Source organism: Streptomyces sp. NPDC048664 (assembly GCF_040650555.1).
In the GTDB taxonomy this organism is placed as follows: domain Bacteria; phylum Actinomycetota; class Actinomycetes; order Streptomycetales; family Streptomycetaceae; genus Streptomyces.
Window position 1 is genome coordinate 110,000 of sequence record NZ_JBEZHK010000003.1, and the last position, 15,694, is coordinate 125,693.

17 protein-coding genes are annotated in these 15,694 nt (G+C 71.8%); 8 read left to right on the plus strand and 9 right to left on the minus strand.

From position 1 onward, the window contains the following. Positions 1-122: 122 nt before the first annotated feature. Both AB0C59_RS04190 and AB0C59_RS04195 read left to right on the plus strand, forming a co-directional pair. Positions 123-482 (plus strand): hypothetical protein, encoded by a 360-nt coding sequence (locus AB0C59_RS04190; RefSeq protein ID WP_363000814.1) that lies wholly within the window; start codon positions 123-125, stop codon positions 480-482. 1 nt (position 483) lies between these two features. Then, positions 484-939: a hypothetical protein gene (locus tag AB0C59_RS04195; RefSeq protein ID WP_363000816.1), complete on the plus strand. Its 456-nt coding sequence runs from the start codon at positions 484-486 to the stop codon at positions 937-939. Positions 940-981: 42 nt separating this feature from the next. Here AB0C59_RS04195 and AB0C59_RS04200 read toward each other — a convergent pair whose 3' ends face one another. The 3 genes from AB0C59_RS04200 to AB0C59_RS04210 form a co-directional block, all read right to left on the minus strand. After that, positions 982-1,485 carry a GNAT family N-acetyltransferase gene (locus AB0C59_RS04200; RefSeq protein ID WP_363000818.1) on the minus strand — a complete coding sequence of 168 codons (504 nt, stop codon included), beginning with the start codon at positions 1,483-1,485 and terminating at the stop codon, positions 982-984. A gap of 57 nt (positions 1,486-1,542) precedes the next feature. Further along, the gene (locus tag AB0C59_RS04205) at positions 1,543-2,037 is read right to left on the minus strand and encodes a sigma-70 family RNA polymerase sigma factor (RefSeq protein WP_363000820.1); all 495 of its coding nucleotides are present in this window, start codon (positions 2,035-2,037) and stop codon (positions 1,543-1,545) included. A 97-nt stretch (positions 2,038-2,134) separates the two neighbouring features. Beyond that, positions 2,135-3,313 carry a glycerophosphodiester phosphodiesterase gene (locus AB0C59_RS04210; protein ID WP_363000822.1) on the minus strand — a complete coding sequence of 393 codons (1,179 nt, stop codon included), beginning with the start codon at positions 3,311-3,313 and terminating at the stop codon, positions 2,135-2,137. A 341-nt stretch (positions 3,314-3,654) separates the two neighbouring features. Between AB0C59_RS04210 and AB0C59_RS04215 the strand changes: the two genes are divergently transcribed. After that, positions 3,655-4,326 (plus strand): lysophospholipid acyltransferase family protein, encoded by a 672-nt coding sequence (locus AB0C59_RS04215; protein ID WP_363001246.1) that lies wholly within the window; start codon positions 3,655-3,657, stop codon positions 4,324-4,326. Positions 4,327-4,568: 242 nt separating this feature from the next. Here AB0C59_RS04215 and AB0C59_RS04220 read toward each other — a convergent pair whose 3' ends face one another. The 5 genes from AB0C59_RS04220 to AB0C59_RS04240 all read right to left on the minus strand — a co-directional run bounded on the left by AB0C59_RS04220 (position 4,569) and on the right by AB0C59_RS04240 (position 10,553). Continuing rightward, a complete protein-coding gene (locus AB0C59_RS04220) occupies positions 4,569-6,098 on the minus strand; it encodes an MFS transporter (protein WP_363000824.1) in 1,530 nt (509 codons plus the stop codon). Further along, the gene (locus AB0C59_RS04225) at positions 6,095-6,646 is read right to left on the minus strand and encodes a TetR/AcrR family transcriptional regulator (protein ID WP_363000826.1); all 552 of its coding nucleotides are present in this window, start codon (positions 6,644-6,646) and stop codon (positions 6,095-6,097) included. The genes AB0C59_RS04220 and AB0C59_RS04225 overlap by 4 nt, the downstream gene beginning before the upstream one ends. Before the next feature lie 103 nt (positions 6,647-6,749). Beyond that, complete coding sequence (locus tag AB0C59_RS04230) at positions 6,750-7,721, minus strand: aldo/keto reductase (protein WP_363000828.1); 972 nt, start codon at positions 7,719-7,721, stop codon at positions 6,750-6,752. Between the two features lie 76 nt (positions 7,722-7,797). After that, positions 7,798-9,231: an argininosuccinate lyase gene (gene argH / locus AB0C59_RS04235; protein ID WP_363000830.1), complete on the minus strand. Its 1,434-nt coding sequence runs from the start codon at positions 9,229-9,231 to the stop codon at positions 7,798-7,800. Between the two features lie 128 nt (positions 9,232-9,359). Then, the gene (locus AB0C59_RS04240) at positions 9,360-10,553 is read right to left on the minus strand and encodes an argininosuccinate synthase (RefSeq protein ID WP_363000832.1); all 1,194 of its coding nucleotides are present in this window, start codon (positions 10,551-10,553) and stop codon (positions 9,360-9,362) included. A gap of 125 nt (positions 10,554-10,678) precedes the next feature. Between AB0C59_RS04240 and AB0C59_RS04245 the strand changes: the two genes are divergently transcribed. The 5 genes from AB0C59_RS04245 (at position 10,679) to AB0C59_RS04265 (ending at position 15,084) form a co-directional block, all read left to right on the plus strand. After that, complete coding sequence (locus tag AB0C59_RS04245) at positions 10,679-11,266, plus strand: pyridoxamine 5'-phosphate oxidase family protein (protein ID WP_363000834.1); 588 nt, start codon at positions 10,679-10,681, stop codon at positions 11,264-11,266. A gap of 3 nt (positions 11,267-11,269) precedes the next feature. After that, positions 11,270-11,974 carry a L,D-transpeptidase family protein gene (locus AB0C59_RS04250; RefSeq protein ID WP_363000836.1) on the plus strand — a complete coding sequence of 235 codons (705 nt, stop codon included), beginning with the start codon at positions 11,270-11,272 and terminating at the stop codon, positions 11,972-11,974. Between the two features lie 172 nt (positions 11,975-12,146). Further along, on the plus strand, positions 12,147-13,484 hold the full coding sequence (locus tag AB0C59_RS04255) for a ferredoxin reductase family protein (protein ID WP_363001248.1): 1,338 nt from the start codon (positions 12,147-12,149) through the stop codon (positions 13,482-13,484). 28 nt (positions 13,485-13,512) lie between these two features. Then, positions 13,513-14,283 (plus strand): FMN-binding protein, encoded by a 771-nt coding sequence (locus AB0C59_RS04260; RefSeq protein ID WP_363000838.1) that lies wholly within the window; start codon positions 13,513-13,515, stop codon positions 14,281-14,283. Positions 14,284-14,295: 12 nt separating this feature from the next. Continuing rightward, the gene (locus AB0C59_RS04265) at positions 14,296-15,084 is read left to right on the plus strand and encodes an FAD:protein FMN transferase (protein WP_363001250.1); all 789 of its coding nucleotides are present in this window, start codon (positions 14,296-14,298) and stop codon (positions 15,082-15,084) included. Between the two features lie 63 nt (positions 15,085-15,147). On the opposite strand, the gene AB0C59_RS04270 is transcribed toward AB0C59_RS04265, so the two are convergent. After that, the gene (locus AB0C59_RS04270) at positions 15,148-15,690 is read right to left on the minus strand and encodes an arginine repressor (protein ID WP_363000840.1); all 543 of its coding nucleotides are present in this window, start codon (positions 15,688-15,690) and stop codon (positions 15,148-15,150) included. Positions 15,691-15,694: the final 4 nt, after the last annotated feature.

Consider the following 15,694-nt stretch of genomic DNA (forward strand, 5'->3'; position numbering starts at 1 on the left):
CCGGCCGCGCGACCGGTCCGCGACCTGCCGCGTTGTGGTCAAGGCCACGGCGATCACGCGGGCGCGGCGGCCCGGCGGGGGCGAGGGCACGGAGCCCCTCGGAGCCGTAATACAGTCACGGCATGCTTGATGCCCTGACGCTGGCGACCGGTGTCGCCGCGCTGCTGCTCGCCGCCTGGTGCGGCTGGGCGGCCTACCGTGATCAGCCGACGAAGGACTGGCATTTCATCGGCATGGCCGTGGTGTCGCTGCTGGCCATGGTCCAGCTGGTCGTGGGCGTGGTCCAGCTGGCGCGCGGCGAGAAGCCGGAACAGGGCACGACGATCTTCGTGGCGTATCTGCTCGGGGCGTTCGCGTGCGTCCCCGCGGTGGCCTTCATGTCGCTGGCCGAGCGCACGCGGTGGGGTTCCGCGACGGTCGCGGCCGGCGGTGTGGTCCTGGCCGTGCTGGAAGTGCGGCTCTTCGACATCTGGGGAGGCTGAGATGACGGTCACGCGCGACGACACCCGCGAGGACACCGGGGGCGAGCCGTCGAGGGCGCGGCTCATCAGCGGGCCGGGCATGCTGCTGGTCTGGCTGTACGGCGTGATGGTGGTGGGCGCGGTGTCGCGCTCGGCGGTGCAGATCGCCATGGACTTCGGCAGGGCCCCGCTCGCGTACTCGCTGTCGGCCCTCGCCGGGCTCGTCTACGGCTTCATCACGTACTCGCTGGTGCGCGGTGGGGAGAAGGCCCGCAGGGCGGCGCTGGTGTGCTGCGCGGCGGAGCTGGCGGGGGTGCTGGTCGTGGGCACCTGGACCCTGGTCGAGCCGTCCGCCTTCCCCGACTCCACCGTGTGGTCCTACTACGGCGGGGGCTATCTGTTCATTCCGGTGCTGCTGCCGCTGTCGGCGATGTACTGGCTGCGCAAGGCCTCCGCCCGGCGGAGCGAAGCCGCCTGAGCGACGGTGGCCGCGCCCCCTGTGGGGCGCGGCGCCTCGTCGTCACGCGGTGGCTGCGTAGGCCTCCGCCGTGGCCTGCTTCTCCAGGAGGATCATCCGGACTCCGTCGGCGCCCTGCGCGGTGCCGACCGTCTCGTAGCCGACACGTCGGTACAGCCGCAGGTTGCCCTCGCTGCGGTGGCCCGCGCTGAGGCGGAACTTCTTCGCGCCGTGCTCCTCGACCAGCGCCGCCTCCGCCGTGCGCAGCAGCCGGGCGCCGATGCCGTGGCCCTGGAGGCGCGGGTGCACGCAGAGGGTGCCGATGGACGCCGCGCCGTCCTCGGCCACGCTGCCGCGCACCGAGCCGATGACCTCCTCACCGAGCCGCGCCACGAAGACGCAGTCGGCCGCGACCTCCGCGCGGACGGAGTCCAGGCTCTGGACGAGCGGGGCGATGCGGTAGTTGCCGTACAGCGCGGCCTCGCTCTGGAAACACAGGTACTGCAGTTGGAAGATCCGCTCCGCGTCCTGCGCGGTCGCCACCGAGATGGTCACGCTCATGCCCATGCGCGCACGCCTCCCGCTCACCTGATCACCGACAGTCCCTCACTCCTATCCCCGCGCTCAGCGGGCCGCAACCTCCGTCGCCAGCAAACGCCGCAGACAACCGAGGCATTTGGAGCGTTCGGGGCCGAGACTGCCCTGTGAGATACCCAACTCCCCCGCGATTTCCCGGTAGGTCGGATCCCGCGGGGACAGCAGCGCGCCGACGAGCCGCGGGCAGCGGCCGGGAAGCCGGTGGACGGCCGCGTGCAGCGCCCGGCCGCGTGCGGCCATCAGCGCCCGCTGCTCGGGGCCGGGGCCGGTGTCGTCCACGGGCTCGTCGGGGTAGGGCAGTTCACGCCGGGCGGTGCGGCGGCCCCTGCGCGCCTCGGTGCGGACGGCGCGCCGCAGCCATGCCGAGGGGTCGGTGGGCGCGCGGTTCGCCCGGAGCCGTTCCAGCAGCCGCAGCCACACCGCCTGTTCGAGGTCGCACGGCTCCATCCCGCAGGCCCGCGCCTCGGCGGCGGCCTCCGCGAGCAGCAGCGGACGCAGGTCCGTGAGCAAGGGGTGGGTCATATGCCACGGGACGCGGCCGCCCCGGCGACGGGTTGCCGGGGCGGCCGCGCGTCACCCCAACCGGGGTGATCTCCGCCTGGTGTTGACGCCGGGCGGCTCAGCGGCGCAGGTAGTCCTCGCGGGCGAGCACTCCGGTGTCGGCGTTGTCGGTGAAGACGCCGTCGATGCCCGTCTCGAAGTACCTCCGGAAGGCGCCGAAGACGTCGCCGTAGGCGTTCGGGTCGGTGCCCTTCTGGAAGTCGGTGGGCAGGAAGGTGTTCTCGTCGCGCATCGTGTACGGGTGCAGGAGGAGGCCCGCGGCGTGCGCGTCGGCGACGAGCGTGGTCGGCTCGGTGAGATTGCCCTTCGCGTCCTTCGGGATGACGAGGTCCAGGGTCGGACCGATGCCCCGCGCGTACGACGCGATCTCGGCGAGGCCCTTCGGGGTGACGAGGTCGGCGACGGTGCGCGGGTCGTGCGTCTCCACGAAGTCCCAGGGGCGGCTGTTCGCCGTGGACAGCAGGACGAGGAGCGGGTTGCCGACGAGCTTGTGCATCCGCTGGAGGCTGGTCGGTTCGAAGGACTGGACGGCGACCGGGGCGCGCCTGCCGTCCTTGCCGTGCCGGCGCAGGATCTTCGCGAGCCGCTCCTCGAGTCCGAGCCCCAGCTTGCGGAAGTACGTCGGGTGCTTGATCTCGGGGTAGATCCACACCTGCCTGCCGCGCTTGCGGGTCTGCTCGTCCTGCCAGTGGAGCACCTCCTCGAAGGTGGGTATCTCCCAGCGGCCGTCGTAGAGGGTGTTGCGCTGGCGGGTGGCGGGGATGCGCTCCACCGCGCGGAGGGTCTTGAGTTCGGCGAGCGTGAAGTCCTCGGTGAACCAGCCCGTCGTGGAGACGCCGTCCAGCACCTTCGTGGTCTTGCGGTTCGCGAACTCGGGGTGGTTCGCGACGTCGGTCGTGCCGCCTATCTCCGGCTCGTGACGGCACACCAGGTGGCCGTCCCTGGTGGGCACCAGGTCGCCGGCCTCGACGATGTCGGCGCCCAGGTCCAGCGCCAGCTGGTAGGAGCCGAAGGTGTGTTCCGGCCGGTATCCGCTGGCACCGCGGTGGCCGATGATCGTGGGGACGGGCAGGCCCTCCAGTCCGCCGCCGTGCCGCGCGCCCGCGCTCGCGGTGCCGGGCAGGCCGAGGACCGCCCCACCCGCGCCGAGGACGGCGGCGCCGAGCAGCGCCCGCCGTCCGGTCGCCGCCCGTCCCTGCTCGTGCCGTCCCTGCTCGTACGACTCCCGCGTTTCCATGGGTTCCTTCCGTCGCATCCGTCAGAAACGGTCTCGATCGTAGGGGGAAGGGCGTGACGGCCGGGAGGCCCCCTCGGGAACACGTCGTGCACGCGGATCGTCGTGCGGGGTGCATGGGTGAGGGAGGGCGGGGCAACCGGATTGACGGAGCGTCACCCCCGGCGCGACATGTGTCACAGCCGTCCGGGGGATGTCGGACGTGCGACACGACGCCGTCGCAGGTGAACAGTGGTCGACGGGGCGTATCCAGGACGTGACCTGATGTGCGTCCCGCCGCCTTCCCCGAGTATCGTCCTCACCTGCACAGACTCATACCGCTTCCCTTGACACCGGAGGACCCGTTGTCCCGCTTCGCGCTCATCAAGGCAGTGCTCGGACCGATCATGCGCCTGATGTTCCGCCCACAGGTGGAGGGCGCGGAGAACATCCCGGGCGAGGGGCCGGTGATCCTGGCCGGGAACCATGTGACGTTCATCGACTCGATGATCCTTCCGCTGGTCTGCGACCGTCAGGTCCTCTTCATCGGCAAGGACGAGTACGTCACCGGCAAGGGGTTCAAGGGCCGGCTGATGGCCTGGTTCTTCACCGGCGTCGGCATGATCCCCGTCGACCGCGACGGCGGCAAGGGCGGGGTCGCGGCGCTGATGACCGGGCGGCGGATCCTGGAGGAGGGCCAGGTCTTCGGCATCTACCCCGAGGGCACGCGCTCGCCCGACGGCCGGCTGTACCGGGGGCGTACGGGGATCGCCCGGCTCACGTTGATGACCGGGGCGCCGGTGGTGCCGTTCGCGATGATCGGGACGGATCGCATCCAGCCGGGCGGGGCGGGGTTGCCTCGGCCCAGCAAGGTGACGGTGCGCTTCGGCGAGGCGATGGAGTTCTCGCGGTACGAGGGGATGGACCGGGACCGGTATGTGCTGCGGGCCGTCACCGACTCCGTGATGACCGAGGTCATGCGGTTGTCCGGGCAGGAGTACGTGGACATGTACGCCACCAAGGCGAAGGCGGCGTAGCGGGGGGGCTGCGACCGGCGGGGGCGTTGTCGGGTGCGGGTGCGTTCTGCGTTGAGGTTTTTTGCGCAGTTCCCCGCGCCCCTTTTCGGCCCACGCAGCGGCGTTGTCAGGTGCGGGTGCGTCGTGGGTTTTCGCGCAGTTCCCCGCGCCCCCTTTCGATCCCCGCACGCGCGTTGTCGAGTGCGGGTGCGTCGTGGGTTTTGCGCGGTTCCCCGCGCCCCTTTTCGGCCCGCGCACGCGGGTCAGGTGTGGGGGTGGGATTCCAGGTGTTGGTTCTTCAGGAGGAACCAGGCCGCCACCGCTGTGGCCAGCAGGACTGCCGCTCCTGCGCCGGTGGCCAGGCGCAGGCCCTCCACGAAGGCGTCGCGGGCCGCGGTCAGGAGGGGCTCGGCGGTGCTCGTGGGCAGTCGGTGGGTCGCCTCCACCGCGCCGCCCAGGGACTCGTGGGCCGCGTCGGGTGTGCCCGGCGGGGCGGTGAAGCCCCGGTAGACGCCGGTCACGATCGAGCCGAGCAGCGCGATGCCCAGCGCGGCGCCCAGTTCGTACGCCGTCTCCGAGACCGCGGACGCCGCGCCCGCCTGGTCCTTGGGCACGCTGGAGAGGATCACGTCCGCGGTCACGGTGAACGACAGTCCCGCGCCGACACCCACGACCAGCAGGGCCGCCCCTATGAGCGGGTAGCCGGTGACCCGGTCGAGGACGGTGAGGGCGGCGAGCGCGAGCCCCACCGCCGCCAGCCCGCCGGAGACCACGGCCCGCACGGTGAACCGCCGGGCCGCCGCGCCCGCGACCAGTCCCGCCGCGACCGCGCCGACCGCGGCCGGGAGTTCGGCGAGCCCGGCCTCGAACGGCCGCATGCCCTGCACCAGCTGGAGGAACTGCGAGAGGAAGAAGACCAGCCCGGACATACCGAGGACGGTCAGCAGGTCCGCGAGCACGGCACCGCTGAAGCCGCGGTGGCGGAACAGCCGCATGTCCAGCAGCGGGACGGGCAGCGTCAGCTGGCGGCGCACGAAGCCGTACAGCGCGGCGGCCCCCAGCACACCGGTGGCCGCGGCGGGCCAGGTGAAGCCCTCGGCGGCGGCCTCCTTGACGGCGTACACGATGGCGACCATGCCGACGAGCGACAGCACCACACTGGCCAGGTCCCAGGGACCCGGGTTCGGGTTGCGGGACTCGGGCAGTGTCCTGACGCCGACGACGACGAGGACCACCATCACGGGCAGGTTGATGAGGAAGACCGAGCCCCACCAGAAGTGTTCGAGCAGGAACCCTCCGGTGATCGGGCCGATCGCCGTGCCGGCCGAGGCGGCGGCGCCCCAGACGCCCACGGCGAGGCTGCGCTCACGCGGGTCGTGGAAGATGTTCCGGATCAGGGCGAGCGTGGCGGGCATCAGCGTGGCGCCGGCGACACCGAGCAAAGCCCGCGCGCCGATCATCGTCTGCGCCGTCGGGGCGTACGCGTTGAGGACGGATATCAGTCCGAAGGCGGTGGCGCCGCAGAGCAGGATCTTCTTGCGGCCGATGCGGTCGCCCAGGCTGCCCATGGAGACGAGCAGTCCGGCGATGACGAACGAGTAGACGTCACCGATCCAGAGCAGCTGCGTGCCCGACGGTTCGAGGTCCTCGCTGATGTACGGGGTGGCGAGACCGAGGACGGTCGCGTCCACGGCCACCAGCAGCACGGCGAGCACGAGCACGCCGAGCGCGATCCACCGCCCCGGACGCCGCTCCTGCGACATCGTGACGGCAGGACGCAGAACGCTGCTCATGATTCCTCTCTCCGCAGTGCGCCGCCGAGCATCAGCTCGACGGTCAGGTAGGTGAAGTCCTTGGGGGCGACACGCCCCTCCGCGACCGACCAGGCGCCCGAGGCCAGGAGGCCGTAGAGGGCGTCGGTGAGCCAGGTGGGGGTGAGGTCGATGCGGAACTCCCCGCTCGCCTGCCCCCGCCGGAACAGCGCGGCGATCCGGGTGTCGATGCGGGTCCAGCCCGCGTTCTGCGCCTCGCCCTCGAAGAGCTGGTTCTCGCTGTACAGGAAGGCGAGCAGGGCCGCGGCGGGCTCGACCTCGGCCACGAAGCGGCGCAGGGCCTCCCGGGCCGGTCCCTCGTCGGTCCGGGCGGCGTCCAGCGCCGCCTCGCACTCGGCGATGCCGAGGTCCTCCAGCGCGCACACCAGCGCGTCGCGCCCGGCGAAGTGGCGGTGCAGCGTGGCCCGGCTGATCCCGGAGGCCTTGGCGACCTCGTCCATCGTGGCGGTGGACTTCCGGGTGAGCAGGGTGGCTGCGCTGCGCAGCACGTGGTCACGATCGACTGCCATGAGACAAGGGTAACGCACATGAGACATCAATGTCTCATGAGAGGCGCGTGAGTCTCATGGCTCGTCGCTGACCTGCGCTTTTGTCGGGTGTCGGGCTCAGCCCTCAGTGCCAGGGCAGGTGCCCGCGCCGCTCCCAGTACGTCCGCGGCTCCTCGGCCAGGCGGTCCAGGCGGGCGAGCTGCTCCTCACCGAGGTCGACCACGGCGGCGTGCAGATTGGAGCCGAGCTGGCTGACGGTGGCGGCGCCGGACAGGACCACGCCCGCCCAGGGCCGGCGCAGGACCATGGCCAGGGCGACCGCGTCATGGCCGAACGAGGTCTCCTCGGCCACGGACCTCAGCGCCTCGGGCACGTCCGGGCCGGTCAGCCGCCCGTTCGCCATGGCTTCCTTGACGATCACCGTGAGCCCGGCGGCGTGTGCCTCGGCCAGCGCGGGCGCGGCCGAGGTCTCCAGCAGGTTGTAGGTGGACTGGACGGTACGGAACAGGGGCTCCCCGTCGACCGTGACCGCCATCGCGGCGCGGATCGCCTCGGCCTGCGCCGGACCGCTGGTGGAGAAGCCGATCGTGACACCGTCCGCCGCCGCCTCGGCGAGCCGGGCGTGGAGCTTCGGGTCGGTGAGAGCCGGACTGTCCGGGGTCACCGAGTGGATCTGGTAGAGGTCGAGCCGGTCGCCGAGCAGCTCGGCCGTCTCGGCGCGCTGCCGCTCGTACGTCTCGACCCCGTGGTCCTTGACCTCGTGCCGCTCGGCTTCGGTGCTCCAGTCGGCGGTGTAGGTGTAGCCCCACTTGCTGCCGACCACGACGTCGGCGGCGTCGGGGCGCGCCCGGAGCCACTCGGCGAGGAACTCCTCGGAACGGCCGTAGGAGCGGGCCGCGTCGACGTAGCGGACGCCCTGCGCGTAGGCGGCGTCCAGCAGGTCGTGGGTGCGTTCGCGCAGCGCGTCCACGCTGCGCACGGACGGCAGGTCCCGGTCGCGGCCGAGGTTGATGTACCCCGGTCGGCCGACGGCGGCGAGGCCCAGGCCGATGTGGCAGGTGGGAGTCGTCGCCGAGGCCAGGCGTGAGAAGGGCATCGCGGGCTCCGTTTCGGTCGGCTCCTTGCGGCTGACGACCAACCTATCCCGCGACACCCCTCGTGTTCGGCAGCCGCTACCTGTTCCGCTTGGCGGTGGCCCAGGCGTGCTGGGCGGCCAGGTCCGCCTTCACCTCGGCGAGTTGCCGGGCGACGGCGGCGGGGGCCGTGCCGCCGCGGCCGTCGCGGGAGGCGAGGGCGCCGGGCACGCTGAGGACGGAGCGCACCTCGGGGGTCAGATGGACGGAGATCTTCGCGAACTGCTCGTCGGTGAGTTCGTCCAGTTCCTTGCCCTCGCCCTCCGCGACCTTCACGCACTCGCCGGCCACCTCGTGGGCGACACGGAACGGAACACCCTGCTTGACCAGCCACTCGGCGATGTCGGTGGCGAGCGAGAAGCCGGCCGGGGCCAGTTCCTCCATGCGCTCGCGGTGCACGGTCAGCGTGGCCGTCATCCCGGTGAAGGCCGGGAGCAGCACCTCCAGCTGGTCGATGGAGTCGAAGACCGGCTCCTTGTCCTCCTGGAGGTCCCGGTTGTACGCGAGAGGCAGGGCCTTGAGCGTGGCCATGAGCCCGATGAGGTTGCCGATCAGACGGCCGCTCTTGCCGCGCGCGAGCTCGGCGATGTCCGGGTTCTTCTTCTGCGGCATGATCGAGGAGCCGGTGGAGAAGGCGTCGTGGAGCGTGACGAAGGAGAACTCCTTCGTGTTCCAGATGATGATCTCCTCGGCGATCCGCGAGAGGTTGACGCCGATCATCGCGGTGATGAAGGCGAACTCGGCGGCGAAGTCGCGGGCGGCCGTGCCGTCGATGGAGTTGCCCGAGCTGCCGTGCTCGAAGCCGAGTTCCTCGGCGACCGCCTCCGGGTCCAGGCCGAGGCTGCTGCCCGCGAGCGCGCCCGACCCGTACGGCGACACCGCCGTGCGCTCGTCCCACTGGCGCAGCCGCTCCGCGTCCCGGGACAGGGCCTGGGCATGGGCGAGGACATGGTGCGCGAAGAGCACCGGCTGGGCGTGCTGGAGGTGGGTGCGGCCGGGCATGGCCACGTCCGAGTGGGCCTCGGCGAGGCCGACCAGGGCGTCCTGGAGTTCGGCGATCAGCCCGCCGAGGGTGCGGGCGTGGTCGCGCAGGTACATCCGGAAGAGGGTGGCCACCTGGTCGTTGCGCGAGCGGCCCGCGCGCAGCTTGCCGCCGAGGTCGGGGCCGAGACGCTCCAGCAGGCCCCGCTCCAGGGCGGTGTGGACGTCCTCGTCGGCGATGGTGCCGGTGAACTCGCCCGAGGCCACGTCGGCTTCGAGGCGGTCGAGCCCCTGGAGCATGCGTGTCAGCTCGTCGTCGTCGAGGAGCCCGGCCTTGTGCAGGACGCGCGCGTGGGCGCGGGAGCCGGCGATGTCGTAGGGGGCGAGCCGCCAGTCGAAGTGGACGGACGCGGACAGCTTGGCCAGGGCCTCGGCGGGGCCGTCGGCGAAACGGCCGCCCCAGAGCCGTACGTCGCCGCTGTTGCTGCTCACTTGCGATGCTCCTCGGGTGGTGGCGGTGTGCGACCGCCTCCCCACTCTCGGCGAGCGGGGAGGCGGTCGTCAGGCTAGCGGGTGGACGGGGGCCGGCCCCTGTCCCGCGCGGGGTCGCGGCCTCGCCGCTACGCCAGGTCGCGCTTGGCCGCGATCTTCGACGACAGGCTGTAGATGTCGATGAAGCCCTTGGCCGCGGACTGGTCGAAGGTGTCGCCGGTGTCGTAGGTGGCGAGGTTGAAGTCGTACAGCGACTCCTGGGAGCGCCTGCCGGTGACGACCGCGCGGCCTCCGTGCAGGGTCATGCGGATGTCGCCGGAGACATGCTGGCTGGCCTCGTCGATGAAGCCCTCCAGGGCGCGCTTGAGCGGGGAGAACCACTGGCCGTCGTAGACCAGTTCGCCCCAGCGCTGCTCGACCTGGCGCTTGTAGCGGGCGAGCTCACGCTCGACCGTGACGTTCTCCAGCTCCTGGTGGGCGGTGATCAGGGCGATCGCGCCCGGGGCCTCGTAGACCTCGCGGGACTTGATGCCGACCAGTCGGTCCTCGACCATGTCGATCCGGCCGACGCCCTGGGCGCCGGCGCGCTCGTTGAGCTGCTGAATGGCCTGGAGCACGCTGACGGGCTTGCCGTCGATCGCCACCGGGACGCCCTGCTGGAAGGTGATGACCACCTCGTCGGGCTCGCGGATCTCGGCCGGGTTGGACGTGTACTCGTAGATGTCCTCGATCGGGGCGTTCCAGATGTCCTCCAGGAAGCCCGTCTCGACGGCGCGCCCGAAGACGTTCTGGTCGATGGAGTACGGGGACTTCTTGGTGGTGGCGATCGGGAGCTGCTTGGCCTCGCAGAAGGCGATGGCCTTGTCCCGGGTCATCGCGTAGTCGCGGACCGGGGCGATGCACTTGAGGTCGGGGGCGAGCGCGACGATGCCGGCCTCGAAACGGACCTGGTCGTTGCCCTTGCCGGTGCAGCCGTGGGCGACCGTGGAGGCGCCGTGCTTCTTGGCGGCGGCGGCGAGGTGCTTGACGATGGTCGGCCGCGAGAGGGCCGAGACCAGCGGGTAGCGGTCCATGTAGAGGGCATTGGCCTTGATCGCCGGGAGGCAGTACTCGTCGGCGAACTCGTCCTTGGCGTCGGCGACCTCGGCCTCGACGGCGCCGCAGGCCAGGGCGCGCTTACGGATGACGTCCAGGTCCTCGCCGCCCTGGCCGACGTCGACCGCAACGGCGATGACCTCGGCGCCCGTCTCCTCGGCGATCCAGCCGATGGCGACGGAGGTGTCCAGACCGCCGGAGTAGGCGAGTACGACGCGCTCGGTCACGGGTTTCTCCCTCTCAGTGCATTCGCTGATATGCATGAGTATGCAGAAGTCTGCATGATTCGTCAACCAGGCCGGGCCGGAGCATTTCGTTAGACAGGCGAAAGAACGTGCCGCATGATCGGGGCATGGGAAAGACCTACGAGCGCATCGACGGCAGGCTCCGGACGTTCATCGAGGAACAGCCCCTCTTCTTCACCGCCACCGCCCCCTTGTCCGACGCGGGCACGGTCAACCTCTCTCCCAAGGGCCTCAAGGGCTCCTTCGCCGTCCTGGACGAGCGCACCCTTGCCTATCTGGACTTCGCCGGGAGCAACGCCGAGACCATCGCGCACCTGCGGGAGAACGGCCGCATCACCCTCATGTGGTGCGCTTTCCAGGGCCCGCCGAACATCGTGCGCGTGCACGGCGACGGCGAGCCCGTCTTCCGCGACGACCCCCGCTTCCCTGAGCTCCTCGCCCGGTTCCCCGACATCGACCCGGCCGCGCACGGGCTGCGCGCGGTCATCGTCGTGACGGCGCGGCTCATCCGGGACTCCTGCGGCTACGCGGTCCCCTTCATGTCGTACGACGAGGACCGCGATCTGCACGCCCGGCGGTTCTCCCGCGAGGACGACACCACCCTCGACGGGTACTTCCGGGGGAAAGAGCACATCGAACACAGCCTTGACGGACTGCCAGGATTGCCCCTTCCGCTGCCTCCTTCTACGTTGTGACCCATGCGTCCCGGTATCGCCGCCGCCCTCGCCTGCGCCTGCCTCCCCCTGCTCGCCGCCTGGGCGGGCACCGCCCGGCAGGTGCCCCTGCCGGACCGGATGGCGGACAGCGGCGGCGGTACACAGCTGATCACCGCCGTGGCGGCCTCGACCGACGCCACCACGGGCACCCTCACCTGGTGGGACCGGCGGGGCGGCCGGTGGGTCCGGACGGGATCCGCGCCCGCGCGGTTCGGGGCGCGCGGCCTGGCCGAGGGCGCCTCGCGGCGGCAGAACACGGACACGACGCCGACGGGGCTCTTCGATCTGCCCTTCGGATTCGGCGCCAAGGCGGCGCCGGCGGGAACGCGGGTGGCGTACCGGCGGGTGCGGGAGGACTCGTGGTGGTGCCAGGACAACGACTCGCTGTTCTACAACCGCTGGACGCAGCCGCTCGCCGGGGACTGCCGGGCGTCGGAGTCCGAGCATCTGGCCGCGTTCGTGCCGCAGTACGACCACGCGCTGGTGATCGGGTTCAACTACGCCGAGCCGGTGCGGGGACGGGGAGCCGGGATCTTTCTGCACGTCGACGGGAAGGGGGCGACCGCCGGGTGCGTGTCCGTCCCGGAAGGGGCGATGCGCGCGCTGCTGGGGTGGGTCGATCCCGGGCGGGGAGCGCGTATCGCCATCGGGACCCGGGGCGGGGCGACCGCGATCACCCGGTACTGAGGCCCCGCCGCCCGCACCGGGTCGGCACCGGAGTCGGTGACGGGTTGAACGCGCGGCTCCTCCGCCACGTACCTGAGGACCAAGGAGGCCGCTGGCCTCGCCCGTCCCACGCAGGATCACGGAGGAGACCGTGTCCACGATCGCCGGTGGCCGCGCCGCGCGGCGCCAGACGATGCGCGCCATCCGCCCACGCCGCTCCCCCGCCGTCCCGCTGCTCGCCGCCGTCTGGGCGGGCGCGGCGGGCGTCGTCTGGCTGTGGTGGACGAACACGCCGTCCATCGCCGACAACAACAGCAGAATCCTGAACGCGGGACGGATCACCGGCCTGCTCGCCGGCTATCTCATGGCGCTGGTCGTCCTCCAGATGGCCCGCGTCCCCGCGCTGGAACGCCGGGTCGGCTCCGACCGGGTGGCGCGCTGGCACGCGATGAGCGGCCGCTACACCATCAGCCTCGTCCTCGCCCACATCGTCCTGACCATGTGGGGCTACGCCCTCCAGTCGGGCAAGGGCTTCGGCGGGATCGTCCAGCAGACCGTCGACTCCGTCGAGCAGCTTCCGGACGTGGGCAAGGCGGCCATCGGCACCGGGCTGCTGGTGCTGATCGGGCTCATCTCGATGGGCCCCGTGCGCCGCAGGCTGTCCTACGACCTCTGGTACCACGTCCATCTGCTCACCTACGCGGCCACCTATCTGTCGTTCTGGCACCAGTTGTCGACCGGCAACGAGTTCGCCGGGCAGCCGGAGGCGAAGACCGCGTGGTACGCGCTGTACGGGACGGTGACCGCGCTGGTGGTCTGGTACCGCGTCCTCATGCCGGTCCGGCTGAACGTCCGCCACCGGCTGCGGGTGGAGGCGGTCATCGAGGAGTCGCCCGGCATCGTGTCGGTGCTGATGAGCGGCCGCAGGCTGCACCGGATGGGCGCGGAGGCCGGGCAGTTCTTCCGCTGGCGGTTCCTCGCGCCCGGCATGCGCTTCAGCTCCCACCCGTACTCGCTGTCGGCGGCGCCCCGCCCCACCATGCTCCGCATCACGGTCAAGGCGATCGGCGACCACAGCTCGGCACTGCGCGAGCTGGAGCCCGGCACCCGGGTCTGGGCCGAGGGGCCCTACGGGGCGCTGACCGCCTCCCGGCGCAGCCGGGGCAAGGTGCTGCTGGTGGCGGGCGGCGTGGGCATCACCCCGATGCGGGCGCTGTTCGAGACGCTGCCGGGCTCCGCGGGCGATCTGACCCTGCTGTACCGGGCCAACAGCACCCAGGATCTCGCCCTGTGGGACGAACTCGCCCAGATCGCCGAGGAACGCGGCGCCCGGCTGATGTACGCGGTCAACAGCCCCGAGGGCGAACGTCCGGACATCTCGGCGGAGACGCTGCGCCGGAAGCTGCCGGACATCGACGACCACGACGTCTTCATGTGCGGGCCGCCCGGGTTCGCGCAGCAGGTGTACGACGCACTGCGCGGCGCGGGAGTCCCCGCCCGCCGCATCCATCACGAGTCGTTCGAGATGTGAGCGACGGGATCTCAGGAGCTCAGGAACGATGAGGAAGAGCCATCCCCTTCGGCGCGCCGTGCTCGCGGGCGCCGCCACGGTCTCCGGGATCGTGCTGCTGCTGTCGCTGAAGCCGGCGTCCGGACCCGCCTCGGCCCAGGCCGGAGCGGCGCCCCAGCAGAACGCGGCGGCCCAGGAGGCGCCGCAGGGCGGCAGCGGCCCGCAGACCGGCGCGCGGACCGTCACCGGCGATGTGGCCCGGACCGAGTACGGTCCCGTGCAGGTGCGCCTGACGGTCAGCGACGGCAGGATCACCCGGGCCGAGGCGGTGCAGGCACCGAAGGGCGGCCTCAGCGACCAGAAGACCGCCATGGCCGTGCCCAAGCTCAACCAGGCGGCCGTGACCGCGCAGAACGCGCGGATCGACGCGGTCTCGGGCGCGACCTACACCAGCGGCGGTTACAAGCAGTCCCTCCAGTCGGCCATCGACAAGGCGAAGGCGGCCCCCACCGGGGGCTCTTCCGCGGGCGGCTCCGCGCAGGCGGGGGCCCGCACGGTGACGGGCACCGTGGCGCAGACGCAGTACGGCCCGGTGCAGGTACGGGTGACCCTCCAGGGCCGCAAGGTCACCAGGGCCGAGGCGGTGCAGGCGCCCAAGGGCGGCCTCAGCGACCAGAAGACCGCCATGGCCGTACCGAAGCTCAACCAGGAGGCGGTGACCGCGCAGAACGCGGACATCGACGCGGTCTCGGGTGCGACCTACACCAGCGGCGGCTACAAGCAGTCCCTCCAGTCGGCCCTGGACAAGGCCGATGGCTGAATGGGCACGCGGATGACCGGGCCGGCCGAGGCGTCGCCCGCGCTGCGCCACGCGGAAGAGGTGATGGGCACCGTCGTCTCCTTCGACGTGCGCGGCGGCGACCCCGAGGTGACGCGGTCCGCGCTGGAGCAGGCCGTCGCCTCACTGCACCGTGTGGACGCGGTGTTCAGCACCTACCGCGAGGACAGCCAGATCTCCCGGCTGGCCCGCGGGGAGATGAGCGTCGAGGAGTGCGATCCGGAGGTGGCCGAGGTGCTCGCGCTCGGTGCCGAGGCGGAGCGGCTCAGCGACGGCTGGTTCAGCACCCGGTACAGCGGGCGGATCGACCCGACCGGGATCGTGAAGGGCTGGGCCGTGGAACGGGCGGCCCGGGACCTGGCGGCGGCCGGGGCGAGCGGAGTCAGCGTCAACGGCGGCGGCGACGTGCAGATGTACGGCGCACCGGGCCCGCACCGGCCCTGGCGGGTCGGCGTGACGGATCCGCTGCGCCCCGGCGGGCTGGCGGCGGTGGTGTCGGCGGCGGGCGCGGACGCGTCGGCCGTGGCCACCTCCGGGACCGCCGAGCGGGGCGCCCACATCATCGACCCGCGCACCGGCGGGCCCGCCGTCACGGACCTGGTCGCGGTGACCGTGGTGGGCCCCCGGCTGACCTGGGTGGACTGCTGGGCGACGGCGGCGTTCGCGATGGGGTCGCGTCAGGCGCTGGACTGGCTGGAGTCGCTGCCCGACGTGGAGGCCCTGCTGATCACGGCGGGCGACGAGGTGCGCTGCACGTCGGGACTGGCCGCGCGCCTGGGCTGACCCGTCCGATGTCGCGGGCCCCGCCGGTTCGGCGGGGCCCGCGACATCGGTGTACCGGTTCGTTCAGTGGTTCTTCTGCGCCAGCCCCAGCAGATGGTCGGCCAGCGCCTGCCCGCCGGAGGGGTCACGGCTGATCAGCATCAGCGTGTCGTCGCCCGCGATCGTGCCGAGGATGTCGTGCAGTTCCGCCTGGTCGATCGCCGAGGCCAGGAACTGGGCGGCGCCCGGCGGGGTGCGCAGGACCACGAGGTTGGCCGACGCCTCCGCGGAGATGAGCAGTTCCTGGGACAGGCGCCGCATCCGCTCCTCCTTGGCCGACCCGCCGAGCGGTGCGCGCGGGGTGCGGAAGCCGCCCTCGCTGGGGACCGCGTAGATGAGGTCGCCGTCGGTGTTGCGGATCTTCACCGCGTTCAGCTCGTCCAGGTCCCGGGAGAGCGTCGCCTGGGTGACGTTCAGCCCGTCGTCGGCGAGGAGCTTCGCCAACTGGCTCTGGGAGCGCACCGGCTGGCGGTTGAGGATGTCCACGATCCGCCGGTGGCGTGCGGTGCGGGTCTGGGGCACGGCCGGCCCGGTGTGCTCCTGGTCCTGGTCCTGCTCCTGGTTCATCGTC